This window comes from Flavobacterium denitrificans DSM 15936 (assembly GCF_000425445.1).
In the GTDB taxonomy this organism is placed as follows: domain Bacteria; phylum Bacteroidota; class Bacteroidia; order Flavobacteriales; family Flavobacteriaceae; genus Flavobacterium; species Flavobacterium denitrificans.
On record NZ_AUDL01000004.1, the window covers coordinates 550,440 to 576,960 of the forward strand.

Annotated in this window: 25 protein-coding genes and 1 tRNA gene; 12 read left to right on the forward strand and 14 right to left on the reverse strand. The window is 31.3% G+C overall.

The window, feature by feature from the left end; all coding sequences use genetic code 11:
- Positions 1 to 50: 50 nt before the first annotated feature.
- Complete coding sequence (locus H600_RS0102515) at positions 51 to 1,535, reverse strand: GH3 auxin-responsive promoter family protein (protein ID WP_026727309.1); 1,485 nt, start codon at positions 1,533 to 1,535, stop codon at positions 51 to 53.
- A gap of 11 nt (positions 1,536 to 1,546) precedes the next feature.
- On the reverse strand, positions 1,547 to 2,044 hold the full coding sequence (locus tag H600_RS0102520; protein WP_026727310.1) for a hypothetical protein: 498 nt from the start codon (positions 2,042 to 2,044) through the stop codon (positions 1,547 to 1,549).
- Positions 2,045 to 2,257: 213 nt separating this feature from the next.
- On the opposite strand from H600_RS0102520, the gene H600_RS0102525 reads away from it, so the two are divergent.
- Positions 2,258 to 2,434, forward strand: coding sequence for a Sec-independent protein translocase subunit TatA/TatB (locus H600_RS0102525; protein WP_026727311.1), 177 nt, complete (start codon positions 2,258 to 2,260; stop codon positions 2,432 to 2,434).
- An 84-nt stretch (positions 2,435 to 2,518) separates the two neighbouring features.
- Here H600_RS0102525 and H600_RS0102530 read toward each other — a convergent pair whose 3' ends face one another.
- Positions 2,519 to 4,642: a Tex family protein gene (locus H600_RS0102530; RefSeq protein ID WP_026727312.1), complete on the reverse strand. Its 2,124-nt coding sequence runs from the start codon at positions 4,640 to 4,642 to the stop codon at positions 2,519 to 2,521.
- 115 nt (positions 4,643 to 4,757) lie between these two features.
- Between H600_RS0102530 and H600_RS0102535 the strand changes: the two genes are divergently transcribed.
- Positions 4,758 to 5,027 carry a DUF1294 domain-containing protein gene (locus H600_RS0102535; RefSeq protein ID WP_026727313.1) on the forward strand — a complete coding sequence of 90 codons (270 nt, stop codon included), beginning with the start codon at positions 4,758 to 4,760 and terminating at the stop codon, positions 5,025 to 5,027.
- On the opposite strand, the gene H600_RS0102540 is transcribed toward H600_RS0102535, so the two are convergent.
- From H600_RS0102540 to H600_RS0102555, 3 genes are all read right to left on the reverse strand, one after another.
- The gene (locus H600_RS0102540; protein ID WP_051234347.1) at positions 5,010 to 6,152 is read right to left on the reverse strand and encodes an ATP-binding protein; all 1,143 of its coding nucleotides are present in this window, start codon (positions 6,150 to 6,152) and stop codon (positions 5,010 to 5,012) included. The two genes, H600_RS0102535 and H600_RS0102540, sit on opposite strands and share 18 nt — an antisense overlap.
- Positions 6,153 to 6,384: 232 nt before the next feature.
- On the reverse strand, positions 6,385 to 6,816 hold the full coding sequence (gene rpiB / locus H600_RS0102545; protein WP_026727315.1) for a ribose 5-phosphate isomerase B: 432 nt from the start codon (positions 6,814 to 6,816) through the stop codon (positions 6,385 to 6,387).
- An 823-nt stretch (positions 6,817 to 7,639) separates the two neighbouring features.
- Entirely contained in the window at positions 7,640 to 7,873 is a 234-nt protein-coding gene (locus H600_RS0102555) for a putative signal transducing protein (RefSeq protein ID WP_026727317.1), read from the reverse strand.
- A 109-nt stretch (positions 7,874 to 7,982) separates the two neighbouring features.
- On the opposite strand from H600_RS0102555, the gene rnr reads away from it, so the two are divergent.
- Genes rnr through H600_RS0102570 form a run of 3 tightly spaced genes read left to right on the forward strand, consistent with a single transcriptional unit; the run spans position 7,983 to position 11,543 of the window.
- Complete coding sequence (gene rnr / locus H600_RS0102560) at positions 7,983 to 10,163, forward strand: ribonuclease R (RefSeq protein WP_026727318.1); 2,181 nt, start codon at positions 7,983 to 7,985, stop codon at positions 10,161 to 10,163.
- Positions 10,164 to 10,186: 23 nt separating this feature from the next.
- Entirely contained in the window at positions 10,187 to 10,855 is a 669-nt protein-coding gene (locus H600_RS0102565) for a head GIN domain-containing protein (RefSeq protein ID WP_026727319.1), read from the forward strand.
- Positions 10,856 to 10,862: 7 nt separating this feature from the next.
- Complete coding sequence (locus H600_RS0102570; RefSeq protein WP_026727320.1) at positions 10,863 to 11,543, forward strand: LysE family translocator; 681 nt, start codon at positions 10,863 to 10,865, stop codon at positions 11,541 to 11,543.
- Positions 11,544 to 11,644: 101 nt separating this feature from the next.
- Here H600_RS0102570 and H600_RS0102575 read toward each other — a convergent pair whose 3' ends face one another.
- The 6 genes from H600_RS0102575 to H600_RS0102595 all read right to left on the reverse strand — a co-directional run bounded on the left by H600_RS0102575 (position 11,645) and on the right by H600_RS0102595 (position 14,884).
- Entirely contained in the window at positions 11,645 to 12,250 is a 606-nt protein-coding gene (locus H600_RS0102575) for a DUF6705 family protein (protein ID WP_157509865.1), read from the reverse strand.
- A gap of 11 nt (positions 12,251 to 12,261) precedes the next feature.
- Positions 12,262 to 13,632, reverse strand: a complete 1,371-nt coding sequence (locus H600_RS0102580; protein WP_026727322.1) for a hypothetical protein — start codon at positions 13,630 to 13,632, stop codon at positions 12,262 to 12,264.
- A gap of 207 nt (positions 13,633 to 13,839) precedes the next feature.
- Positions 13,840 to 13,910 (reverse strand) — tRNA-Cys (locus tag H600_RS22840).
- Positions 13,911 to 14,004: 94 nt separating this feature from the next.
- Positions 14,005 to 14,364, reverse strand: a complete 360-nt coding sequence (gene folB / locus H600_RS0102585) for a dihydroneopterin aldolase (RefSeq protein WP_026727323.1) — start codon at positions 14,362 to 14,364, stop codon at positions 14,005 to 14,007.
- 2 nt (positions 14,365 to 14,366) lie between these two features.
- Positions 14,367 to 14,663: a hypothetical protein gene (locus H600_RS0102590; RefSeq protein ID WP_026727324.1), complete on the reverse strand. Its 297-nt coding sequence runs from the start codon at positions 14,661 to 14,663 to the stop codon at positions 14,367 to 14,369.
- Positions 14,663 to 14,884 carry a hypothetical protein gene (locus tag H600_RS0102595; RefSeq protein ID WP_026727325.1) on the reverse strand — a complete coding sequence of 74 codons (222 nt, stop codon included), beginning with the start codon at positions 14,882 to 14,884 and terminating at the stop codon, positions 14,663 to 14,665. Before H600_RS0102595 ends, H600_RS0102590 begins: the two co-directional genes overlap by 1 nt.
- Positions 14,885 to 15,026: 142 nt before the next feature.
- On the opposite strand from H600_RS0102595, the gene H600_RS0102600 reads away from it, so the two are divergent.
- The 5 genes from H600_RS0102600 (at position 15,027) to H600_RS0102620 (ending at position 19,577) form a co-directional block, all read left to right on the forward strand.
- The gene (locus H600_RS0102600) at positions 15,027 to 17,141 is read left to right on the forward strand and encodes a glutamine--tRNA ligase/YqeY domain fusion protein (protein ID WP_026727326.1); all 2,115 of its coding nucleotides are present in this window, start codon (positions 15,027 to 15,029) and stop codon (positions 17,139 to 17,141) included.
- Between the two features lie 858 nt (positions 17,142 to 17,999).
- On the forward strand, positions 18,000 to 18,479 hold the full coding sequence (locus H600_RS0102605; protein WP_026727327.1) for a hypothetical protein: 480 nt from the start codon (positions 18,000 to 18,002) through the stop codon (positions 18,477 to 18,479).
- 90 nt (positions 18,480 to 18,569) lie between these two features.
- Positions 18,570 to 18,896 (forward strand): YtxH domain-containing protein, encoded by a 327-nt coding sequence (locus tag H600_RS0102610; RefSeq protein WP_026727328.1) that lies wholly within the window; start codon positions 18,570 to 18,572, stop codon positions 18,894 to 18,896.
- A 70-nt stretch (positions 18,897 to 18,966) separates the two neighbouring features.
- The gene (locus tag H600_RS0102615) at positions 18,967 to 19,317 is read left to right on the forward strand and encodes a hypothetical protein (RefSeq protein ID WP_026727329.1); all 351 of its coding nucleotides are present in this window, start codon (positions 18,967 to 18,969) and stop codon (positions 19,315 to 19,317) included.
- 5 nt (positions 19,318 to 19,322) lie between these two features.
- The gene (locus H600_RS0102620; protein WP_026727330.1) at positions 19,323 to 19,577 is read left to right on the forward strand and encodes a DUF6327 family protein; all 255 of its coding nucleotides are present in this window, start codon (positions 19,323 to 19,325) and stop codon (positions 19,575 to 19,577) included.
- A 20-nt stretch (positions 19,578 to 19,597) separates the two neighbouring features.
- Here H600_RS0102620 and H600_RS0102625 read toward each other — a convergent pair whose 3' ends face one another.
- Both H600_RS0102625 and gltX read right to left on the reverse strand, forming a co-directional pair.
- The gene (locus H600_RS0102625) at positions 19,598 to 20,581 is read right to left on the reverse strand and encodes an SPFH domain-containing protein (protein ID WP_026727331.1); all 984 of its coding nucleotides are present in this window, start codon (positions 20,579 to 20,581) and stop codon (positions 19,598 to 19,600) included.
- A 256-nt stretch (positions 20,582 to 20,837) separates the two neighbouring features.
- Positions 20,838 to 22,343, reverse strand: a complete 1,506-nt coding sequence (gltX, locus tag H600_RS0102630; protein WP_026727332.1) for a glutamate--tRNA ligase — start codon at positions 22,341 to 22,343, stop codon at positions 20,838 to 20,840.
- Positions 22,344 to 22,628: 285 nt separating this feature from the next.
- Here gltX and H600_RS0102635 point away from each other — a divergent pair, with 285 nt between their 5' ends.
- Together H600_RS0102635 and ybeY are read left to right on the forward strand one after the other, a co-directional pair.
- Positions 22,629 to 26,021, forward strand: a complete 3,393-nt coding sequence (locus tag H600_RS0102635; RefSeq protein WP_026727333.1) for a DUF4175 family protein — start codon at positions 22,629 to 22,631, stop codon at positions 26,019 to 26,021.
- Positions 26,018 to 26,437: an rRNA maturation RNase YbeY gene (gene ybeY / locus H600_RS0102640; RefSeq protein WP_026727334.1), complete on the forward strand. Its 420-nt coding sequence runs from the start codon at positions 26,018 to 26,020 to the stop codon at positions 26,435 to 26,437. Before H600_RS0102635 ends, ybeY begins: the two co-directional genes overlap by 4 nt.
- Positions 26,438 to 26,521 lie beyond the last annotated feature (84 nt).

Here is a 26,521-nt window from a genome sequence, read left to right on the forward strand (position 1 = left end):
TTTTCTTTATTCACTAAAAAAAGCATTAACTTACAAATATAAATATTTTCCTACTTTAAATTATCGGCAATCTTTCTATCATTCGACAATCTCGGAATCTTATTCTGTCCTCCCAATTTTCCTTGTGATTTCATGTATTCCTGAAATCCGTTTTTTGAAACTTTGGTTATAACTACTTTTTGCAAAACATTTCCCGTAATTAAATCGTCGTAATAGATGTTTTGTTTTCGCATCGAATCGTCTATAGCTTCGGCGAAAGCCTGCATATTTTCGGGTTCATTTTCAAACTCAACAAACCATTCGTGATACGGCAATCCTTTTGACGGCGTAATTTGAGGAGCGACCGTAAATTCGTTGATTACGATATTCGTTCCTGCGGTTGCTTCTTTCATCGCATTTTCGACTTCATTAGCAATAACATGTTCTCCAAAAGCCGAAATATAATGTTTGATACGTCCCGAAACTATAACACGATAAGGTTTTAAGGATGTAAACTGCACGGTATCACCAATATTATAACCCCAAAGTCCAGCGTTTGTAGAAACTATTAAAGCATAATTTACGCCAAGTTCAACTTCCCCAATCGTGTATCTTTTTGGATTTTCTGTAAAAAATTCATCCGCTTTGATGAATTCATAGAAAATTCCCGAATTCAACAATAAAAGCATTCCTTTTTCTTTCTGAGAATCTTGATACGCAAAAAAACCTTCGGAAGCCGGAAACAGTTCAATACTGTCTACTTTTTTGCCAATCATTTGTTCAAATTTGGCGCGATACGGTTCGTAGTTAACACCTCCGTAAATAAATAAATTAAAGTTTTTGAAAATTTCGCTGATCTTTTTCCCGTCGCTTTTTTGCTGTAAACGCTCAAAATACATTTGTACCCAAGACGGAATCCCCGAAATAACCGACATATTTTCTTTGATCGTTTCGTCAACAATAGCGTTTACTTTGGTTTCCCAATCGTCAATACAATTGGTTTCCCATGAAGGCATTCGGTTTTTCTGCAAATATTTCGGAACAAAATGCGCTACAATTCCAGAAAGTCTTCCAAATTTAATTCCGTGTTTTTCAGTCAAAATCGGGCTTCCCTGCAGGAAAATCATTTTGCCATCAACAAAATTGGCATTTCCGGTTTCGTGAATATAATGGAGAATTGCATCACGCGCTGCTTCAACATGAAAAGGCATGGATTCTTTTGTAAGCGGAATATATTTGGCACCTGAAGTTGTTCCAGAAGTTTTGGCAAAATAAATTGGTTTTCCTTTCCAGAGAATGTCTGATTCACCAATTTTGACTTTTTCAATATACGTTTTCAAATCTTCATAATCCCGAATGGGGACGTTTTTTTGAAAATCACTAATGCTTTTTATTTGATCAAAATGATGATCTTTTCCAAATTCGGTTTCTTTTGCATTCTGAATCAAATTTTTGAAAACGTTAAATTGTGTTTCAATTGGTTTGCTTGACCAAGATACTGTTTGATTATATATTTTTCGGGCAAATATTTTTGCAGCAATTGACTTAATTGACATTTTTAGTGGTATTATTTTTTATCACTTTTCTTCTTTGATTTGCTTCCACTCGATTCTTTTTCGATTTTAGCTACTTCTTCTCTCAATTTTATTTCTTCTTCAGAAGCTTTCATATCCACTTCCGAAGGTTCGTCAACTTCAGCTAAAATTGAATCTTTGTTGAATTTTGCGTATTCCAATTCTCCTTTCAAAACTTTCTGAACACCTTGCAAATAGGCTTCATTTTTCTTTAGTGCCGTTTCCAAAGAATCTGATTTTATAGCCAATTTAGTTGCATTTCGCTTTAATTCAGTTGAAGAATACCCTGGAATAAACTCGCGCAACGGTGTAAATGCAATAATGAAAGTGGTTACTAAAATTAGAAATATTCCTCCTAAAGTAAACGTTACAAACACATTCATTAAAGTCAGCCTAAATGAAAAAATCTCTTCAAATGTGTTTTCATTCAAAATTACCAATCGGTTTTTAATGAATAATTTTTTTCTGAAATCAAATTTTTTCTTAGTCATTTCGGATGATTATTATGAGCAAATATAGCAATTAATAGTATTGTTGGTAGTGGTGAAAAAACGGCAAATAAGTTGATTTTATTATTTTATAAAATATTTAACGCGGTAATAAACAAATATTTTAATCCAAAAACTCTTGTTGTTCGTATATTCTATATACCTTTGCGGTGAAAATAAAAAAATAAATTTGCTTCGGCATTAAATATAATAGTCATGGGAAGATTAGGTCTTACAGAAATCCTTGTTATCGTAGGTATTGTGATATTACTTTTTGGAGGTAAAAAAATTCCAGAATTAATGAAAGGTTTAGGAAGTGGAATTAAGGAATTTAAAAACGCTGCTAAAGACGATCAGCCTGCGACTTCTAAAAAAGAAGACGAAACGAAATAAGAAATTCGAACGCATTAAAAATCCCAGATTACAAATTGTAATCTGGGATTTTTTTTGTTTTTTCAAAATTGGAATTTGGAATTTTTACAAAACCATCGTTAATTGAATTCTCTTTCTATCCTCATCAACTTCAGTAACTTTGACCTCTACATGCTGATGCAGTTTTACCACTTCGTTTACATCGCTTACAAAGCCAGCTTTTAATTGCGAAATGTGAACCAATCCGCTTTCTTTGATTCCGATGTCAACAAAACAGCCAAAGTTGGTGATGTTATTAACAATTCCCGGTAATATCATTCCTGTTTTCAAATCTTTGATCGATTTTACATTCGCATCAAATTCAAAAACCTTAGCCGATTTTCTTGGGTCCAATCCAGGCTTTTCAAGCTCCTTTATGATGTCTTTCAGCGTAAGTAAACCAATTTCAGGTGTTACATACTTTTCTGGCTTAATAAGCGCTGTTTTTTCTTTGTTTGCAATTAATTCATTCAGAGAAATATTCAAATCTTTCGCCATCTTTTCAACAACCGAATAAGCTTCAGGATGCACTGCCGAATTATCCAACGGATTTTTAGCATTGGTGATTCTAATAAACGCTGCGCCTTGCTGATACGCTTTATCTCCTAAACGAGGTACTTTTTTCAACTGTTTTCTGTCTTCAAAAGGTCCGTTTTCAGAACGATATTGTACGATATTTTCAGCCAGCTTCTCTCCTATTCCACTCACATAACTTAGTAAATGTTTACTTGCGGTGTTGATATTGATTCCAACTGAGTTCACGCAACGAATAACGGTACTGTCTAATTCTTCTTTTAGTTTGGTTTGATCAACATCGTGCTGATATTGCCCTACTCCAATTGCTTTTGGATCGATTTTTACCAATTCAGCCAACGGATCTGAAAGTCGTCGACCGATAGAAACTGAACCACGAACGGTTACATCATAATTTGGAAATTCTTCTCTCGCAATTTTTGAAGCCGAATAAACCGAAGCTCCAGCCTCAGAAACAATAAAAACCTGAACCGGTTTGTCGAACGCGATTTTTTTGATGAAGAATTCGGTTTCTCTTGAAGCCGTTCCGTTACCAATTGAAATCGCATCAATTTGATACGCATTTACCATTGAACGGATTTTCTTGATTGCCATTGATTCCTCATTTTGAGGTGCATGCGGATAAATCGTTTCGTTATATAACAAATCGCCTTTTTCGTCCAGACAAACTACTTTACAACCACTTCTGAAACCTGGATCAATTGCTAAAATTCGTTTTTCTCCCAATGGCGGAGCCAATAACAACTGTCCTAAATTGTTAGCAAAAACCTGAATCGAGTTAGCATCCGCTTTTGCTTTTGCTTCTTGCAAAGTCTCGTTACCAATTGCTGGATTTAATAATCGTTTATAACTATCTTCAATTGCCAGCTGTAAATGAGCTGTTGAATTGTTTTGTTTTTTAATGATAATTTCATCAATTACATCGTAGGCATCGTCGATATCAACATCTATTTTCATTTTGATAAAGCCTTCGTTTTCTGCACGTAACATGGCCAATAAACGGTGTGCTGGCGCTTTTGTCAACGGTTCTTCCCAATCAAAATATTGACTGAATTTCTGTGCGCCTTCTTCCTCCGCTTTCTTTTTAACCACTTTTGTAGCAATCGTCGCTTTTCGTTGAAACAATCTTCTTAATTGTTTACGAACATAAATATTTTCGTTGATCCATTCGGCTACAATGTCTCTTGCACCCTGAATGGCAGCTTCTTCATTAATAACATTTTCATTCAAATACTGCGTCGAAATAAAATCAAAATCAACATCGCTTTCAGAAATTATTAATTTTGCTAATGGTTCCAATCCGAATTCGCGAGCCACATCAGCTTTTGTTTTTTTCTTCTTTTTGTATGGAAGGTAGAAATCTTCTATTTCTTGTAAATCAAAACTTTCTTCAATTTTTTTCTTCAATTCTGGCGTAAGTGCTTTTTGCTCTTCAATCGATTTTAAAACGGCTTCTTTACGTTTTACAAGCGTATCATAATCTTTTTGAAGTTTTGCAATCTGCTCAATTACAGTTTCATCAAGGTTTCCGGTTGCGTCTTTTCTATATCGCGAAATAAACGGAATCGTACAATCTTCCTCTAATAATTTTACTGTGTTTTGAATACTTACTGCCGGCGCCTGAACAGACTTGGCAATGAATTGAATGTTAGTCATACTTTTAATGAAATAAATTCTTAATTAAAATTAGTATAATTTACTTGTTAAAATATACAAGGAAAATTACTAACCGTTCGGCTAAAATAATATCTTTGTTTTGAATATTATACCAATGGAAATTTTTTTACTCTTTTTTTTATTTATAAATATCATCGTTTTTATTCTTGCCGGATATGATAAAAATCAAGCCAGAAAAAACAAACGAAGAATCCCTGAAAACACACTGTTCTTTCTACAATTAATAGGAGGGACTCCAGGTTTATTAACAGCGATGTTAATCTTCAGACATAAAACGAGTAAAACATCATTTATTGTCAAATTCGTGCTGATTTTTTTAATTCAGGCTGTTGTAGTTTACCTCTATTTAACTGATAAAATCTAAGTAATTTGACTTATTAACAACTGTGAAATCTGCTTCTGGATAAGCTTTTACAAACGCTGTTGGGATTTTTGCCTTCTTATTTTCATTCCATTTAAATTCAAATCCTTCCAGCTTATCTCCTATTTCTTCCAACCAGTCTAATTCTTGCTGATCATAAGTACGCCAGAAATAATTATTTGTTTTTATTTTCTGATAATGTTGTTTTTTAATTCTTTCGTATGCCAGATAATTTTCCCATAAATCACCAATATCATTTCTTGAATCTAACCTGTTAAAATTGTTGATAATTGCATTTCTTATTCCGTTATCATAAAAATACCAACGGCTGGATTTGACAATTTCTTTTCGTAAATTTCTACTGAATCCCTCAATTTTAAAGAGAATAAATACCTTCGAAAGCAAATCCAAATAATTTGCAACCGTATTTTTAGACAATTGCAATTGATTGGCCAATTCCTGAATAGAAACTTCTTTTCCAACCTGAAACGCAATTAAACGAAGTAAATCGTAAATTTTATCTGCATGTTTAATGCCTTCAAAAACTAAAATATCTTTCAATAAATACGAATTGATAATTTCAAAAAGATAATCCTTTTTATCTTCCCAATTATCGTATTGAATTAATTCAGGATAACCGCCAAAAAGCAGTCTTTCTTCTAAATTTTCAATTGTTTGTTTATAGTTTTCCTTTTGAGAAAATTCGATTTGCGCTAGTGGAAATAAGTAAAGTGTATTTTTACGTCCCACAAGTGGTTCTCCTAACTTATTACTTAAATCAAACATGGAAGATCCCGTGGCAATAACTTTTATTCCGTCAATTGAATCTACAATTAATTTAAGAATCATTCCTATTTCTGGTACATTTTGCGCTTCGTCAATAACCAGTAAATCAATACCTGACAATAATCTTTTATAGTTATTAACAGAACGTTCTTTTAATAAATTTACATCATTAATATCTTCTCCATTGAGCTGAAGATAATTTTCAGAAGAAATTTCACTTAAATAGCTTTTAATTAGTTCTGTTTTTCCAACACGACGAGCTCCGAGCAAAATTAATACTTTATTAGGCACTAACTTCTTCTTAAACTCAGCAATTACAGCTCTTTCTAAATGTTTTTTCATTCTAATTAGCTTAAAATTAGAGTACAAAGATAACTAAAAAATGTAAATTCAGTCAGTACGTTGACTGAATTTACATTAATTCAGTCAATAAATTGATCAAATTAACGTTAATTCATTCGCTAAAATGGTCTAATTTATATTCTTAAAAATAAACACACCGGATGAATTTTTAAAATCCGCCCGGTGTGTTTTATTTATACTGGTGCGAAGCACCGATTTTTTTTTTGACTTTTTATGCGCAAGCAATTTTATTCACTCTATTTTGGTGTCTTCCACCTTCAAAAGCTGTATCTAAGAAAGTTTCAACGATTTCAACAGCCTGATGAATAGAAGTAAAACGTGCCGGAATGCTCACAATATTAGCATCATTGTGTAAACGTGTTAAATAAGCGATTTCTTTAGTCCAACATAAGCCAGCTCTCACTTTTGGGTGTTTATTAACAGTCATTGCGATTCCGTTACCGCTTCCGCAGATTACGATTCCAAAATCGGCTTTTCCTTCCGATACATCATTGGCAACAGGATGTCCAAAATCTGGATAATCTACAGAAGAATCTGTATCTGTGCCGTAATTTGTTACTTCATATCCTCTTGCTTTCAGCATTTCAACAATTGCTTTTTTGTATTCAGGGCCAGCGTGGTCGTTTCCTATCGAAATTTTCATTTTTCTATCTATTTAGTTGTGTCTTGCAAATTTACTCAATTAATAAATGGATGCCACGAATTACACCAATTTTCACAAATTTTTTTCTTTTTGAATACTATATAAACATTCCAATATAAATTCCTGTACATTCGTGCAATTCGTGGCAAATAACCTCGTTTTACAACTATCTTATAGTCAAAACTTTATAGGTTATTAACAATTTTGATAACTCTATAAGTATCTCATAATCAATAAATAATATTCAGAATATTTGTTAAAATTTTGAGGTGTTAATAGGAGTTTGTAATTGCTTGATATTCAATTAACTTTAAGTTAACAGAAAATGTTAATAAGTTCGAAAAGAAAATTAGAAGTTTTTTTTGGTTGTTTTGAAAAATTTCATAATCCAAAAGTGAAATTAAATATGCAAGAAAAGTTTCGTGAATTTTTGGAAAAGTTATCAATATCAAAAATGCCATTTTCAACAGAAATCAACATATCAACTTATCTACAAAATGAATTCATTTTTGGTTGTCAACCGTTGTTAATTAAAATACAAAAAGTCTTATAAATTAATAATTTAACCAAAAATAACTATGTTGATAACTCAGAATAAATAAGTAAAACGAGATTTCAATGACTTCAAAAAAAAAATTATTCGACATATTAACAAGCTATAATAACAACCAAATTTTTTTAAATTTTAAAAATTCTTTTTTGTTGTATTTAATATATGTTGAAAACTAAAAAAGTTGAAAAGGAAAAAATTTTAATTTTTGAATTGAATTTTATTCTGATTTGAAATTGATTTTTGAAATTGGAATTTTTTTTATTTTTTGTTTCAGACGATTTTCAGAGGATTGTTGAGATTGTCCAAAATTTCCTGAACTTGTTCGAAATCGTCCGGATGAACCTTCAGACGGATGCCTCCCAGCGCTGCAGAGTACATTGGTGCGACTGAAAGCGTCATTTCGTTTTCGAAGAAATAAGGAATTTCTTCCTGCTCAAGTAAGTGTTTCAGAACCACAGTTTCGTGCTGATAATTGAATATGGCGATGGTTTTAAAGCTTTCCATAAAGGTCTTTTTGTAAATGTACGAAAAGTTATATTTTTAATAATTCTAATTGTTAAAATCTATATTCTGATATCTTATTTGTAATTTTAAACCTTATAAGAAAAGATATATGAGTAAGAAAATTAGAAAGCCGATAAAAAAAGAGAAAGATTTCTCTAGTAAGATAGTAAAAATTTTATCGCAAAGTGCTAATAAAACATTCAATTATAAACAAATAGCAGCAAAGTTAGAACTTGATGATACAAAAAGTAGAAATCAGATTATTAAAGATTTAAAAATTCTAGCTTCGCAAAAGAAGATTATAGAAACAGAACCTGGAAAATATTTAGTCAAAGCTGAAAGCCAAGATTACTATGAAGGAACAATAGATATGACGAGCAGAAAAACGGCATATTTTATTTGTGATGAATTTGAAGAAGATGTTTTTATTCCGACCAATAATTTGAATCGTGCTTTAGATAAAGACAAAGTAAAAGTTTATGTTTATAACCGAAGAAAAGGAAAAAGACCTGAAGGTGAAGTAATTGAAGTTATAGAAAGAGATAAAACAGAGTTTGTTGGAGTTATTGACATTCAGGCAAATTTTGCTTTTGTTTCGACCGCAAATCCTAAAATGTATACCGATATTTTTATCCCTAAAGATAAAATTGGTGAAGCAGAAAACGGTGATGTTGTGTTGGTTAAGATTGAAGATTGGCCAAAAAGAGCTGATAGTCCGTTTGGATCTGTAATTCGAGTTTTAGGAAAACCTGGAGAACATAATACAGAAATCCATGCTATTTTAGCGGAATATGGTTTACCAGCTGATTTTCCGGTAGAAGTAGAAGTTTTTGCACAAAAGCTAGATACTTCAATTCAGGAATCTGAGATTGCAAAGCGTCGTGATATGCGCGATACGCTTACGTTTACGATAGATCCAAAAGATGCAAAAGATTTTGATGACGCCTTGTCTTTCAAAAAGTTAGAAAATGGAAACTTCGAAATCGGAATCCACATTGCCGATGTTTCGTATTATTTGGAAGAAGGAACAATCCTGGATGATGAAGCATACCAACGTGCAACTTCGGTATATTTGGTTGATAGGGTAGTGCCAATGCTTCCAGAAGTTTTGTCTAATTTTGCCTGTTCACTTCGTCCAAATGAAGAGAAATATACTTTTTCAGCAATATTTGAAGTTTCTCCAACAGCTCAGGTCATCAATCAATGGTTTGGAAGAACAGTAATTTATTCTGATCAACGTTTTGCTTATGAAGAAGCGCAATATATCATTGAAACAAAAGACAATACGATTCCGGTTGATATTTCTATCACTGGTGATTCTTATGTGGTTTCAGATGAAATTGTGGAAGCTACTTTGAAATTAGATGAATTAGCTAAGATTTTAAGAAAGAAAAGAATGCAGCAAGGCGCTATTTCTTTTGATAAAGTGGAAGTTAAATTCAATTTGGATGAAGAAGGAGAACCAGAAGGAGTATATTTTAAAATATCAAAAGATGCCAATCATTTGATTGAAGAATTTATGCTTTTGGCCAATAGAAAAGTGGCAGAATATATTGGAAAACAAAAGAAAACCTTTGTTTACCGTATTCACGACGAGCCAAATGAGGATAAATTAATTGCAATGCAAACTGTAATTGCTAAATTTGGTTACAAAATTGATTTTAGGACAAAAGATGATATAGCCAAATCAATAAATGCGTTGATGGAAGAAGTAAACGGTAAGAAAGAACAAAATCTTATTGATACTCTTGCCATTAGAAGTATGAGTAAAGCCAAATATTCAACTGATAATATTGGTCATTATGGTTTAGCTTTTGATTATTATAGCCATTTTACATCGCCAATTCGTCGTTATCCAGATGTTATGGTACATAGATTACTGCAATATTATTTGGATGGCGGAGCTTCTGTAGATGAAGAAACCTACGAAACCAAATGTCTGCATTGTTCAAGCATGGAAAATTTGGCAACAAATGCAGAGCGCGACAGTATTAAATACATGCAGGTTAAATACATGCAGGATCATCAGGATGAAGAATTCCTTGGCGTTATTTCTGGTGTTACTGAATGGGGAATTTATGTTGAAATCGTTTCTAACAAATGCGAAGGAATGGTGAGAATCAGAGAAATAAAAGAGGATTACTATACTTTTGACGAAAGGCAATATGCATTGGTTGGAGCAACTTCTAACCGTTTATTACAGTTAGGAGACGAGATTTATGTTAAAGTAAAAAATGCAGATTTAGTTAAAAAGCAACTTGATTTTCATTTTTTGAGAAGAGCAGAATAAGTATTAATTAAAAAAATAAAAGTATGAAAAAGCTAATTATAGGAGCGGTAATTTTATTTGCACAACTATCTTTTGGTCAGGTTACCAAAGAGTTGGGAGATTTTGATACCGTTAAGGTTTTTGATAAATTAAGCGTAAAAGTAGTTCAGGCATCTGAAAATAGAATTGTGATAAAAGGTGCTAGAGAAGCCGAAGTCGAAGTTGTTAATAAAAATGGTATATTGAAATTAAGAATGCCTTTTCCAAAACTTTTGTCAGGAAATGATTTGAGTATTACTTTGTATTACAAACATATCGAACTTATAGATGTAAATGAAGGAGCAACAGTAACTAGCAATGAAGCTATCAAGGCAACTTCGTTCAAAGTAAGTGCACAAGAAGGAGGTATTATAAATGTTGATTTGGATGTTGATAAACTCAAAGTTAGCTCAGTATCAGGAGGTTCAATTACATTAGCTGGTAAAGCTGCAAATCAAGATGCAAGTTTAGGAGCTGGAGGTTATTTGCTGGCAAGTAAATTAGAGACATCTCAGACTACTGTAAGCGTTTCTGCGGGCGGAAAAGCCGATGTTAATGCATCAACCCTTGTTGACGCAAAAGTAAGCGCAGGAGGCTCTATTTACATTTATGGAAAACCAAAACAAATTAACCAAAAAACAGTTTTTGGTGGTAAAATAGAAGAAGTAAAATAGTATTTGAATGATAAATGATATTCTGGCTGGTCTGCCATGGGGACTTGTATTAAGCTTTATGGTAGGTCCGGTATTTTTTGTTTTAATAGAAACCAGTATTACTAAAGGATTTAGAGCTGCAATAGCTTTTGATTTTGGAGTTGTTTTAGGTGATGTTTTTTTTATAGCTATTGCTTATTTAGGAAGTTATAGGTTGATTTCCAGTTTAAAAGATGATCCGGCATTGTTTATTTTTGGAGGTATAATAATGCTTGCATATGGTGTAATTTCTTTTGTTAAATTGAAAAAAGAAGAAAAAATCAATGATGAAGAAATTGATCGCGATATTTTAAAAAGAAATTATGGAAGCTTGTTTGTAAAAGGTTTTTTACTTAATGTTATCAACATTGGTGTTCTTGGTTTTTGGCTTGCCGTAATTATTTCTGTAGGACCAAAATTAGATATGCAAACATCAAGAATGATGACCTTTTTTACTTCAGTAATTATTACTTATTTATTAATTGATTGTGGTAAAATTTTATTAGCCAAACAGTTAAAATCAAAAATGACGCCGACAAATATTCTTAAAATCAAAAAAGGAATTAGTATTGTTTTAATGGTTTTCGGATTTGCTTTAGTAATTCAAGGTTGGTTTCCAAAAGAAAAAGAAATGGTTAAAAATGCTTTTGAAAAGATTGAAAATAAGTAGTTGTTAATAACTCAAAAATATAAAATTAAACCTCTGAATTTCAGAGGTTTTTTTTGTGATATAGTTGCCAATTAAAAAATATTTTAAAGTATTTACTTAAATCATTGCTTAATCAAGGTATAGGTGCCAGGAGCAATAAAAGGTTGTGGCAGGATTTCTCCTTCTTTGCGGGCAACAGGACCCACCCAGTATAAACTTAGTGTAATGGCAGCTTTGCCATTTACTGTTACTCTCCTAATTTGTATATCAGCAAAAGTCTTATGATAATTTGGATCAATTAATCCTCCTCTCAATCTTTTTTCTGTTGAGGAACAGTCAGGACAACCTAACTCTTTTCCCGTAAGGATTTGATTTGAAGAGATACTATGACGATTTTGATCTTCATAGTAGGTGTTCAATTTGTTTAGTGTATTGACTTTTTCTATTCCATTTTCTATGTATTGGTATTCGCCAATTAAAAGGTCTTCAAAATAGACACGATTATAGGATTCTTTCTTTTTCTGCAGCACAATTTTCCAAGTAGTAGTTCCATTGGTGTACACATAAGTACCCTCATAGGCTTCTAGCTGCTTTTTGGTATCTTTACGATAAGAGTTAGGAATTTCTTTTATAATATTATCAAGATCTTCTAAATCATATATTGGCATTTGTGCTCTACAATTTGTAAGCACGGCAAAAAAGAATAGTAGGGTTATATATTTTTTCATATGTTTAAGTTTTAATTGCAAGGGATACTGCTAACTGCAGTTTTGTTAGAATTTAGTCCGAGTTTATTCCATTTTGTTTCTGAGGGGGTTTGGCTTATTTTATAAAGTTCTATCCCGTAGTCGTTAAATTGTTCTAAAAAGCTTTTTTCCAGATCTCCTTTATTTTTGTTATATATTATAGCTTGTTTTTTATGTATTGCATTATATTTTTCTTTTTCTGTTAGCTCTGAATAAATAGGATCATTTAAAACTCTATCTACTTTAGTTTGTAAGGTAGCAGCATCGCTAACTTTAAGCACGTAGGTATTTACACTGCCATTATTATTAACTACTACTCCATAAAAAACAGTAGCTTTTCTACTATCAGATGCATTAATGTAGGCATCAAGTAAAAAACTAACATCGCCAAACGAAAACATTTTGTCAGCATTTGAAGGATGTGTATGCCATCCGCCAATATAAGTTCCTCCGGTTGTTAACTCAACATTAAACTCGTTTGGAGATTCTATTGGGTTGTAGATATTGGTATAGGTTTGGTCGGGATTCATCCTCATTTTTACTTCTACTCCAAATTCTTTGTTATTTTGTGCTTCACTAACTTTTGTTTTTAACCATTCTATGCTTGGCATCATATTATTTATATTAAGTGGATCAACTGCTTTTTTTAATTGATCGCATGGAAAGCTATCAAAATAACCTGAAGTCGAATATCCATAATTATAACTACCACCATAATTCCACCTATTGTGGTACAATTGGGTATAGACATTATTGTAATAATAAGATCCCATTTGAAAGATCGTAATAAAGCTTATGTAGTAATTTGGAGCATGGTAATTATTTTGTATTACTACCTCCTTAAGACCTATTGCGCCTGAGCTTTTGTTTGTTGAACCTGTAGAGAAAAATTGAGAAATATTTTCTCCGTTTTTTACTCTATAACCGTTGATAAAATCGCCTTCTAATGTGCGAATCATAATTGTACCTGAAAAATTTGATGTATTCATAGTTGTTTCAGGATACATACTATACACAACAGTTTGTCGTTCATTTTGAATTGTTACCATAAGTACTCTGCTATATTCTTGTGCATTATTAGTGAGCAATGGTATTACAGTTAGTAATTCTGTACTATTTGTAATTTCTTCTTGTGTAATGTGATCATAATCATATGTAAGAGATGTTACTTGATCTGATTTAGAAGTAAGAGAACGATTTTTTTGCTGTTCTAAAAATTGAATAGCGTCATCTTTGCTTACTGTTTGTAATAGACTTTTAGGTTGATCTATTTTTTCATATTCTTCATCTTGACAATTACTTAAAAATAAAGTTATTAATAAAGATAAAAATAATCTAATTGTTGTGCGTCTAAAATTTTTCATAAGCTGTGGTTTGTAAGTTTAGTTAAATTTATATAAAAAAACTTACAAATAATATTTTTAATTAAAATATTTCTTACAAATTATTAAAAATTTCGAATTGCTTTATGAGGTTTTGAGATATCGTCCAGATTCGAACGTAAATCTTTATCTAATTTTTTCTAAAAATTAAACATAAAAAAAAGAGACACATTTCTGTATCTCTTTTAGAGGCATCGTCCGGATTCGAACCGGAGTAGGAGCTTTTGCAGAGCCCAGCCTAGCCGCTCGGCCACGACGCCATTGCTTGAACGGATGGCAAAAGTAACTAAAATCTTTAAATTTCAAAAGTTTCATATGAAGTATTTTGAAAAAATACCTTTTTAGTTTTTAAAATTACTTTCTAATTTCCGTCATTTTTATGGTAACTGTTTCAACATCACCACCAATAGGCGGATTAATTTTAGAAACCCAAACTGTAGTTTTTTCTACCATTTCTATTTCAGCAAGTACACGAATATTGATTCTTTTAGCCACATGTTCCAATAAATGCGAACGAATTGCCATTTCTTCTTCAACAATTTTATTCAAATGTACATAATCAACAGTGTCTAAAAGATGATCTGTTTCTGCCGATTTTTGAAGATTTGTTTTAATTTTTAGATCAACAGTATAATCAGATCCAATTTTTCCTTCTTCAATTAAACATCCGTGGTACGAAAAAGTGCGAATGTTTTTTAATTTAATAACTCCCATTTTTATAGTTTTATTCTAGTAATATTTGGATCTTGATAATTGGATGTTACAGCTTGTACAGAAACTATTTTTAAGTTTTCATCCACCGTAAAATGAATTGTATATGGAAATTTCTTTAATGGTAAAATTCTAACATTACTATATTTTTCCTCAAAAAAAGGAAAAGTATTTAAAGTATCTACATAATCCTGATATTCATTAAAGAATTTTGTTCCTAAACCATTAGAAAGTGATTCATAATATTCTGCAATTTCATCTACTTCTAATTCAGCTCGTAAGAGAATAAGTATTTCAAACATTATTTTTTATTCCATTTAGCGTTGAGTCTTTTTTTAGATTCTTCCCAACTTACATAATCCTCTGGTTTAGCATTCTTTATACGATCCAAAACCATTTCTTGTTGCCATAGCGGAATTTCATTTTCAACGTTTTCATTTATAGAAACATCAGGAACATGTTTGAAAAAACTAACAAAAGTTTCGTAAAAATCGTCTGGAATTGTAACGGTTAATTGTCTCATAATTCTGAATATTTATACAAAAATAATAATTAAATTATTTTCGAGTTTGAGGTTTAACATTTCATGTTTTGCGCCACTTAAATAACTTTAAACCTGAAACCTGAAACCTTTTTTTTATCTTTGCTAAAATTACTATAAAATAATGGCATCAGAAGAGAAATCACTCAATTTTATTGAACAAATCATAGAGGAAGACGTAAAATCAGGTCTTTCAAATACTAAACTTCGCTTTCGTTTTCCACCAGAACCTAATGGTTATTTACACATTGGGCACGCGAGTTCTATTGCGTTAAATTTTGGTTTAGGAATTGATTATCAATCTCCTGTGAATTTACGTTTTGATGATACAAACCCTGAAAAAGAAGAACAGGAATTTGTGGATGCTATTAAAAAAGATGTAGAATGGCTGGGTTATACTTGGGCAGAAGAATGTTATGCATCTGATTATTTCCAACAATTGTACGATTGGGCAGTTTTATTAATTAAAAAAAATAAAGCGTATGTTGATAGTCAGACTTCTGAAGAAATGGCGATTCAAAAAGGAACTCCAACAACTCCAGGAACTGACAGCCCGTACAGAAATCGTTCTGTTGAAGAAAACTTAGATTTATTCGAAAGAATGAAAAAGGGTGAATTTGAGGCTGGTACACATATTCTTCGTGCAAAAATTGATATGAAATCAACAAATATGTTGATGCGTGATCCTATAATGTACCGAATTTTGCACAAACATCACCACAGAACTGGAGATGCTTGGAAAATCTATCCAATGTACGATTGGGCACATGGACAAAGTGATTATTTGGAACAAATTTCACACTCATTTTGTACACTAGAATTCTTGCCTCACCGTGAATTATATGATTGGTTTTTAGATCAGATTTTTGATGATAATAAACTGCGTCCAAAACAAAGAGAATTCGCCAGACGTAACTTATCACATACCGTTGTTAGTAAAAGAAAATTACAGCAACTAGTTAAAGAAAAGCATGTTAACGGTTGGGATGATCCAAGAATGTCGACTATTTCTGGGTTGAGAAGACGTGGTTATACAGCTGCATCTTTGCGTAATTTTGCTAACACAATTGGTATTGCAAAACGTGATAATTTGATCAATGTATCAGTTTTAGAATTTTGTATTCGTGAAGATTTGAACAAAATTGCACCTCGTGTAATGGCTGTTTTAGATCCTGTAAAACTGATAATTACCAATTATCCTGAAGGAAAAGAGGAGTGGTTAGAAGCTGAAAATAATCAAGAAGATGAAAGTGCTGGTTTCAGAAAAGTGCCTTTTTCTCGTGAATTATATATTGAAAGAGAAGACTTTTTAGAAGAAGCTCCAGCTAAATTTTTCCGTTTGACTTTAGGAAAAGAAGTTCGTCTTAAAAATGCTTATATCATTAAAGGTGAATCTGTTATAAAAGATGAAAATGGGAATATTACTGAAATTCATGTAACATATGATACTGATTCTTTAAGCGGAAGCGGGACAGAAGCAAGCCAAAGAAAAGTGTCTGGAACATTACATTGGGTTTCAATTCAACATGCATTAGAAGCAGAAGTTCGTCTATACGATCGTTTGTTTACAGATGAAGCTCCCGACAGCTATAAAGAGAAAAATTTCTTAGATTTTGTGAATCCAAATTCATTGGAAATTGTAACTGGATATGTTGAACCAAGTTTAGCATCAGCTCAAAATGAAGATAAATTTCAGTTTCAACGTTTAGGATATTTTACTGTTGATAAAGACTCAACTGATTCAAAATTAGTATTTAACAAAACTGTTGGATTGAAAGATGCTTGGGAAGAAAAAGGCAAAAAAGAAGAAAACAGCATTAATAATTCTTTGAAAGATATCAACAAATATTTTAAAGTTGAGACGAAACCAGAGCGTATTGCAATTGAAAGCGCAATAGGGGAGAACATCAAAAATATCTCTACTTTTTCACTTTTACAGAATTCTTTGAAGAAGAATATCAACAATAATAAAGCTTCGTTGTTGTTTTCTCAGTTTATTTTGAAATATTCAAACTGGAAATCAACTGATTTTGAAGAAGAAGATATTAAGAAATTGTATTCAATGTCTTTAAAAAGTGAATCAACTTATGTTAGATCAAAAGCACTTTTAAATTTAAGAGATATTGAAAGCGAAAGTTTCAAAAATCAATTTTTAGAGGAAATATTGAAATTACATTCAAATCCACCAAAAAATGCCTCGGAGAGAGAAATTGAAATTCTCTCTGAAATAATAAAGTAACACTATCAAATAAAATTATTAAAAGCGCTTGTATAAGCGCTTTTTTTTATTATATATTTTAATTATAGAATTTTTAAATTTTATAATTAAAATATATTAAAACTGACTTTCATAAATTGATTTTAAGGTGAAATTAAATTTTTGTGGGTTAATAATTCGTTTTTTAAAAGATAGTTTCTTTATGAGCCTTATTTTAGTTTTTTAAATTTTTTCTTTCAAATTTTTTAAAATAAATGAATTTTAAAATTGGAGTCAAATTTCACTTTTTTGACTGGTTTTTTATTATAATTTTTAATTATTATGTTTTATAAATTTATATATTATTTCTATTATTTATAAAAATGATTGTTTTTATAAATAATATAGTTTTGTTTTATTAAAATTAACCTTCATAAATTGATTTTAAGCGATGATTTTAAAAGGTTGGATAGATAACTCGTTTTTTAAATTATTGTCTATTTTTAGTTCTTATTTAAGTTTTTACTATCATTTTTGTCAGTTTAACGGGTTGTTAACATACAATTGTTTATAAAGTTGGTATTTTTATCTCAATACAAAAAGTCAGAGTTGATTTTTTAAAAATTAATATTTCCGATTAGATTCCAAGTTGAATTTCATCATGATTTAAAAAAGACGATTTTTTTTAGTTTTGGTGTTATTCAGAATTGAATTCTTGAGAAGACAATTTTATGTTCTAATTTTTATTGTGATATGATTTTGATAATATTTCGCGTAAAAGGTATTTTTCAAATTATTTTCATAATGATGAGATTCCATAATATTGGTTTTAGGCTGTTATTGTTTTTTATATTTCAATATCTGGCAATTTTTTAATTTTTAATTTAAATCTTAATTATCATGAAAGTATTATATTTTACGCTAGCATTATTATTTGCAAATGTTGCAATTTCTCAAACACATCAAATTACAAAACACAATGGTGAAGAACTTGATGTTAATTTCATAAAAAATGAAAATGGTTTAATTTATTATTCTCAAAACGGAAGCGCTGAAGAAGTAAAGATCAGTAAATATGCGGTTTCAAAAATTACGAATAAAAAAACAAATCAAACTCAAAAAATATCTGATAAAATAGTAGTTGATTCAAAGGACGATTACAAAATGGTAACTGTTTTGCCTCAAGAAAAGACAGTAGGATTAAAAGAAGCTGCTAATTTTTCAGGAGTATCGACTAAGACGAAAGGTGAACCGCCTATTGCAAATCAGAATCATACGGCAATGAGAATCAAGACACAATCAGCTGTAAAAGGTTATCCTTTTGTGAGTTATGTTCAAAAAGCTGATGGAAAATATGAAGCAGTTGCTTATATGTATTAATTATCATGTTAATTTTTTGTAAATAGCATTTATTCAGTAATTTATATTTTAAAAAAGGTTACCTTTATTAATCATTTAAATTTTAATATTATGTCAAAGAACTTAAATACTGCAGCTGCAATTTTAGCCGCTGCCGCTGCTGGTGCGGCGATCGGAATTTTATTTGCTCCGGATAAAGGATCAAAAACAAGAGCAAGAATTAAAGAAGGTATTGATGATACTAAAAATAATTTGAAAGATTCTTTTGATGCTAGTTCTGAAGTTCTTCGTGAAAAATTTACTAGTGCAACTCAAAATCTTGATGGTACATTGACAGAGTTACTTTCAAATGTAAGTTATAAAACAGAAGAGGTAATTACTTTTTTAGAATCTAAATTGGCTGATTTGAAAGCTCAGAACGCAAAACTTCAAAAATAATATCATTCTAAAAACACATTACTTGATTATCTTTATGACAGTAATGTGTTTTTTATTTAAAATCAGAATTATGGCTTTTGAAGAGTTAAAAGAAAATACTGAAAATGTTCAGGACCAAGCTAAAGAATATATTGAGAGTCATTTGGCTTATTATAAACTGTGGGGCTTTAAAGTTGCAATGAAATCAACAACTTTGATTTTTAAATTTACTTTGATTTTATTGTGTTTTAGTATGGTTTTGCTGTTTGGATCAATTGCTTTAGCTTATGCTTTTGGGACTTTTTTTGGAAGCAATGCTTTGGGATTTTTGGCAGTAGGAGGGATCTATCTTTTATTTACCATCTTACTTTTCTTTGTTAAAGATAAGTTTGTTGAAGGTCCGATTTTAGAGAAGTTTTCAGAAATCTTTTTTAATGACTAAGAATTATGGAAAGGAAAAAATACGCATCGTACGCAGAAATTGATCGAGATTTGGAAATTTTGAAGTTGGAAAAAGATATAAATTATCAAAAATTAGTTTTAAGTTTTCAGAAGACAAAAGACTGTATAACACCACAAAAAATTGTAAATGGCTTTGTTTCATCTTATACAGAATACTTTTCAAATCATTATGTAAAAATCCTGCAATCAATTTTACCGTACATAATTGGTTGGTTTATAAATAAAAAAAGAGGCGATTAAGCCTCTTTTTTGTTTTTTAATTATTGTTGTGGAGTATCTTGAGTATCATCTTCGTAACCAGATTGTGGTGGAGTAGGTTTATGTTTTTCAATTTTTTTATTGTTCTTTTTCATCATTTCTCCAACCTGGTTTGATGCTGTAAATGAAGCAACCATATTATTCAGCATATCACTTCCGGCTTGAGGAGAATTTGGTAATAAAATCAGGTTTGAGTTTGCATCTGAACCAATAGATTGTAATGTATCATAATGTTGTGTGACAACAATTAAGGCAGAAGCTTCTTGAGAATTTATACCAACTTTATTTAAAACTTCAACACTTTCTACAAGACCTCTTGCAATTTCACGACGTTGATCTGCAATACCTTGACCTTGTAAACGTTTACTTTCAGCTTCGGCTTTTGCTTTTGCAACAATTCTGATTCTTGAACTTTCTGCTTCAAATTCAGCAGCTGTTTTTTCTCTATCGGCTGCGTTAATTCTGTTCATTGCATTTTTTACCTGAATATCTGGATCAATATCAGTTACCAAAGTATTGATGATGTCGTATCCGTAAGTTGACATTGCTTCGTTCAGTTCACGTTTTACTGCAACTGCGATATCATCTTTTCTTTCAAAAACATCATCCAATTTTAGTTTTGGAACTTCGGCACGAACCACATCAAATACATATGAAGTAATTTGATCATGCGGATATTCTAGTTTATAAAATGCTTCGTATACTTTTTCTTGAATTACTTTGAATTGAACTGAAACTTTCATTTTAATGAAAACGTTGTCTCTAGTTTTGGTTTCGATTATTACATCGAGCTGTTGAATTTTCAGATTTACGCGTCCGGCCAATCTATCAACCAACGGAATTTTAAGTTGTAATCCTGAATTTCTGACACTCTGAAATTTTCCAAATCGCTCTATAATGACAGAACTTTGTTGTTTTACTGTAAAGAAAGATGACAATAAAATAAATAATCCGAAGACTATTACAATAATAAATGCTGTACCCATGGTAATATTAATTTAGTTTTTTGATCTCGTAAATTACGAAAATTCTTCTAAAAATAAATTTTAAAGCATTAAAAAAACGCTAAGAACATTTTTGTGATGTTGCTTAGCGTTTGTTTTTTTGAACCATTAAAGGCATTAAGATAATTAAGTCAAGCTTTGTCAAGAGAATTAAGCTAGCTTTATGAACTTAAATCTTATACTATTTTTTACCATCAAGAAAAGCTTAATTTTCTTAATATCTTAATGGTAAATTATTTTATAAAGTAGCAATCGCTTTCTGAATTCTCGAAATTGTTTCTTCTTTCCCGATGATTTCAACAATGTCAAATAGGTGAGGACCTTTAAGAGCTCCAACCAAACTCAAACGGAAAGGTTGCATCACTTTACCCATTCCAATTTCATTTTTAGTTAACCAATCTTTTACGATTGCTTCGATATTTGCAGAATCAAAACCATCAATATATTCAAGAGTCGAAATCAATTCTTGCATTAAAGCTGGCGTATCTTCTTTCCAGTTTTTGCTTGCTTTTTCATCATACGATGTTGGTGCCTGGAAAAAGAAATCGGTTAAATCCCAAAATTCAGAAACAAAATGTGCTCTTTCTTTAATCAAAGAAACGATTCTTGTAACGTCATATTTTGAAATATCAACACCTTTTTCAACTAAAATAGGAGAGAAGCTCTTCGCTAAATCGGCATCATTTTGTTTGATTAAATATTGGTGATTGAACCATTTGTTTTTCTCCGGATCAAATTTTGCTCCCGCTTTATGAACTCTGCTTAAGTCGAAAGCCTCAACTAATTCTTCTAATGAATATAATTCTTTATCTGTTCCGTCATTCCAACCTAACAAAGCAAGGAAGTTTACAACTGCTTCCGGGAAAAATCCTTTTTCTCTGTAACCAGATGAAATTCCTTCTTCGGTTTTCCATTCTAATGGAAACACAGGAAATCCTAATTTATCACCATCTCTTTTAGATAATTTTCCGTTTCCAACTGGTTTTAAAATCAAAGGTAAATGTGCAAATTCTGGAGCCTCCCAACCAAAAGCTCTGTATAATAAAACGTGAAGTGGCATCGATGGCAACCATTCTTCACCACGAATTACATGTGAAGTTTCCATCAAATGATCATCCACAATATTAGCTAAATGATACGTTGGCATTCCGTCACTTTTGAAAAGAACTTTATCATCAAGTAGGTTGGTTTCGAACTTTACATCTCCACGAATGATGTCTTTCAAATGTAAAGTTTCATCAACTGGAGTTTTAAAACGGATTACATAATGCTCTCCATTTGCAATTCTCTTCGCAGTTTCTTCTGCAGAAATTACTAAAGAGGTATCCAGTTTTTCACGATTATGGTGATTGTAAATAAATGTTTTTCCTTCAGCTTCGTGTTGTTTTCTGTGAGCATCTAAAGCTTCGGGAGTATCAAAAGCATAATAAGCCCAACCTGAATTAATCAAGTCATCTGCATATTTTTGGTATAAATCTTTACGATCACTTTGTCTGTACGGACCAAATTTTTCATTTTTTCCAACGGTTTCTTCAGGAGAAATTCCTAACCATTCCAGCGCTTCCATAATATAAGCTTCGGCACCTGGAACAAAACGAGTTTGATCTGTATCTTCAATTCTCAGATAAAAAACACCGTTATGTTTCTTTGCAAATAAATAATTAAATAGGGCAGTACGAACTCCGCCAATATGTAATGGTCCAGTCGGACTTGGTGCAAAACGCACGCGAACTTGCTTTGACATTTGTTTATAATTTTGATGCAAAGATACGATTCTAATTAGAGAATTAGAAAATGTGTTTAATTAGATAATGTCTTGTTTTTGGCTTAATTTTTTAATTACCATTATTTAATAATACAATAAGTTTAAGAGGATAATGCTTTCCTGTAACTCAATTTTCTAATTATCTAATTGATCATTTTCTAATTAGTAATGTCTTGTTTGTAGCTTAATTGACTAATTTTCTAATTGATCATTTTCTAATTAAAATTAGTACTTTTATAGGTTATAATTAAAAGAGATTTTATTTTGAAAACATCATCTGCAATATATCAGAAGTTAGAAGGATTTATAAAGAAATATTATATGAACGAATTGATAAAAGGAGGACTTCTTTTTATTGGTTTGGGATTATTGTACTTTTTATTTACGCTTTTTATTGAGTATTTTCTTTGGCTAAAACCATTAGGAAGAACATTTTTATTCTGGATATTTATTGCAGTAGAAGTTTTTCTATTGTTTCGATTTATCTTGTTTCCGATTTTTAAGTTATTTAAACTTCAAAAGGGAATCGATTATAATCAGGCTTCGGCAATTATTGGAAATCATTTTACGGAAGTAAGTGACAAACTAACGAACTTTTTACAGCTTTCTTCTAATGAAAATTCAGCAGAAAGTTCAGAATTAATGTTGGCTTCGATAGAACAAAAAGCAAATTCATTGCAACCAATTCCGTTTGGAAATGCCATCAATTTTAATTCAAATAAAAAGTATTTGCCATTAGCTTTAATTCCGGTTTTGCTTTTTGCAGTGTTTTTTGTTTCCGGAAATAGTAATATAATTTCGCAAAGTTTTAATAGAGTAGTACATTTCAATTCTGCTTTTTTACCACCAGCTCCTTTCAAATTTGTGGTTTTAAATGACAAACTTCAAACCGAACAAAACAAAGATTTTATTGTAAAAGTAGAAACTGAAGGAAACGTTGTCCCGGAAAATGTGATGATCCATATTGGCAACGAAAGCTATTTTATGGAATCTTCTCAAACTGGAAAGTTCGAATTCAAGATTGAAAAACCAACTTCGGATATGGCATTTTCTTTTGAAGGAAATTCAGTTTCATCAAATGAATATGAATTAAAAGTTATTACAGTTCCATCAATTGCCAACTTCGAAATGGTTTTGAATTTTCCATCTTATCTAAAAAAGAAATCAGAAACCATTCAAGGAACCGGAAATGCAATCGTACCAGAAGGTACAATTGTAATATGGAAAATGAAAACACAATCCACTCAAGAAGTAGTTTGGAAAGATGAAAACTCGATTTTGAAGTTTAATAAGGCCGAAAATGAGTTTAAATTGGCTAAAAATATCAATCAAAATACAGAATATCAAATTCTTACTTCGAATAATAAGGTTAAAAATTACGAGAAATTAGACTATCAGTTGTCAGTTATTAAAGATCAGCATCCAACAATTGCAGTTTCGCCAGCACCGGATAGTTTAAAGTTAGATAAAAATTATGTTTTAGGAAGATTAGGAGATGACTACGGTTTATCAAAATTACAGATTGTTTATTACGAAAGAAACAAACCTCAAACTGCAAAACGCGGAACTATTCCTGTAAAGCAAGGAGTATTTGATCAGTTCGTTTTTAACTTCCCGAGTAATCTTGCAGTTGAAGAAGGAGTATCGTACGAATACTATTTTGAGGTTTTTGACAACGATGCATTGCACGGATTTAAGAGCACAAAATCTTCTACATTTTCAGATAGAGTTGCTACAACTGATGAAGTTCATGATGCCGAATTGCAACAACAAAATGCCAATATTAATAGTTTATCTAAATCATTAAAGAATCAGGAAAAGCAATTTTCTGAAATGGATAAACTAAAAAATACCGGAAAAGAAAAAGATAAATTAGAGTTTAAAGATCAGCAAAAAGTAAATGATTTTATCAAACGTCAAAAACAACAAGACGAAATGATGAAGCAGTTTGCTGAAAAAATGAATAAGAATTTAGACAAATACAATACCGATAAGAAAGATAAAACTGCCGAAGATTTACAAAAGCGTTTGGATAATGCCGAGAAAGATTTAGAGAAAAATCAGAAATTAATGGATGAGTTAAAGAACTTAAACGACAAATTAAACAGCGAAGAGTTGTTTGATAAGATGAATAAATTCAAACAAATCAGTAAAAATCAATCTCGTAATTTAGAACAATTAGTCGAATTAACCAAGCGTTTTTATGTAGAAAAGAAAGCAGAGCAAGTTGCAGAGAAGCTAAATAAGTTGGCTGAAAAGCAAGAAGAACTTTCTAATAAAGATGCTGAAAACACAAAAGAGAAGCAAGACGATATCAATAAATCATTTGATAAAATTCAGGAAGATCTTAAAGATTTGAAAGATGAAAACAATACTTTGAAATCTCCTTTGGATATTCCGAAAGATGCTTCCAAAGAAAAAGACGTAGAGAATGATTTGAATAAAGCTTCGGAGGAATTAAGTAAAAAGAATACTTCTTCGGCTAAGCCAAAACAAAAAAGTGCTTCTAAGAAAATGAAGTCGATGGCGGAACAAATGAGTTCAACCATGGAAGGTGGAGAACAAGAACAATTGGAAGAAGATGTTGCAATGCTTCGTCAGATTCTGGATAATCTTTTAGCTTTTTCATTGTCTCAGGAAGATGTAATGAAACAGTTTAAATCGATGAAATTAGGTTCTTCCGCTTATACGAAGAACATTAAAATTCAGCAGAATTTAAAACAACAGTTCCGTCATGTTGATGATAGTTTGTTTGCAATGTCTTTAAGAAATCCAAAAATTGCAGAAGATGTAACGAAGGAAATTGGAAACGTACAATATAATATGGACAAAGCGATTGAGGTTTTAACCGATGTTCAAATCCCAAAAGGAGTTTCGCATCAGCAATACGCTGTTTCATCTGCAAACAAATTGGCCGATTTTTTAAGCGACCTTTTAAATAATATGCAGATGTCAATGGCTAATCCTGGAGCTGGAAAACCAAAACCAGGAGACGGACAAGGAATGCAACTTCCAGATATTATTCAAAAACAAAAAGGTCTTGCTGATAAAATGAAAGACGGAATGAAGCAAGGTGATAAACCCGGAACTGGTCAGCAAGGAAAAACCGGAGAAGGAAAACCGGGTCAAGATGGTCAGCAAGGAAAAGATGGAAACGGAAAAGACGGAAAGAATGGTCAAGGCAAAAACGGACAAGGAAGTAAAGAAGGAGGAAATGGCAAGAATGGAAACGAAGGAAATGATGGAGAAGGAGATGCCGAAAAGATAATGGAGATTTATAAAGAGCAAGTTAAACTTCGAGAAGCACTTCAAAAAGAGTTAGCTAAAAAAGGTTTAGATGCGCAAGGAAGAAATGCAATCGAACAAATGAAAGCTTCGGAAAAACAGATTTTAAATAAAGGATTTAAGAATGAAAACCTGCAAAGAATTTTAAATATTCAGCAAGAATTATTAAAATTAAACAATGCAGTTCAGGAACAAGGGCAAGATACGAAGCGTCAATCTGAAACAAATAAGTCTGAATTTTCGAATCGTTCAAATGCTTTACCAAGCTCATTAACTGATTATTTAAATAGTGTAGAAATTTTAAATAGACAATCGCTACCTTTGCGCTCGAATTTTAATCAAAAGGTTCAAGAATATTTTAATACAAAATGATAAACTTTAATTACGAAACCGAATTTTCTTTAGACAACGAGCAAGCTTTTACAGATTGGTTGAGCGCTGTTATTGTTTCTGAAAAGAAGAATGAGGGAGAGATAAATTATATTTTTTGTGATGATGAATACCTGCATAAGATTAATGTAGAATATTTAAACCACGACACACTAACTGATATTATCAGTTTTGATTATACAGTTGGCAACGAATTAAACGGAGATATTTTTGTTTCTGTTGAAAGAGTAGAAGACAACGCAAAAGATTTTAATGTTTCTTTTGAAGAAGAATTGAAACGTGTTCTTGCTCACGGTATATTACACTATTGTGGATATAAAGATAAAAGTGATGCGGATGCAGAACTTATGCGTTTAAAAGAAGATGAAAAGATTGCGATGTTTCACGTGGAACAGTAGTGAATTTGTTTCAAGTTGTTATTGTTTCAGGTTTGAAGTTTTGATTATTGAAACTGTTAATTAGAGATTGTTCCACGTGAAACG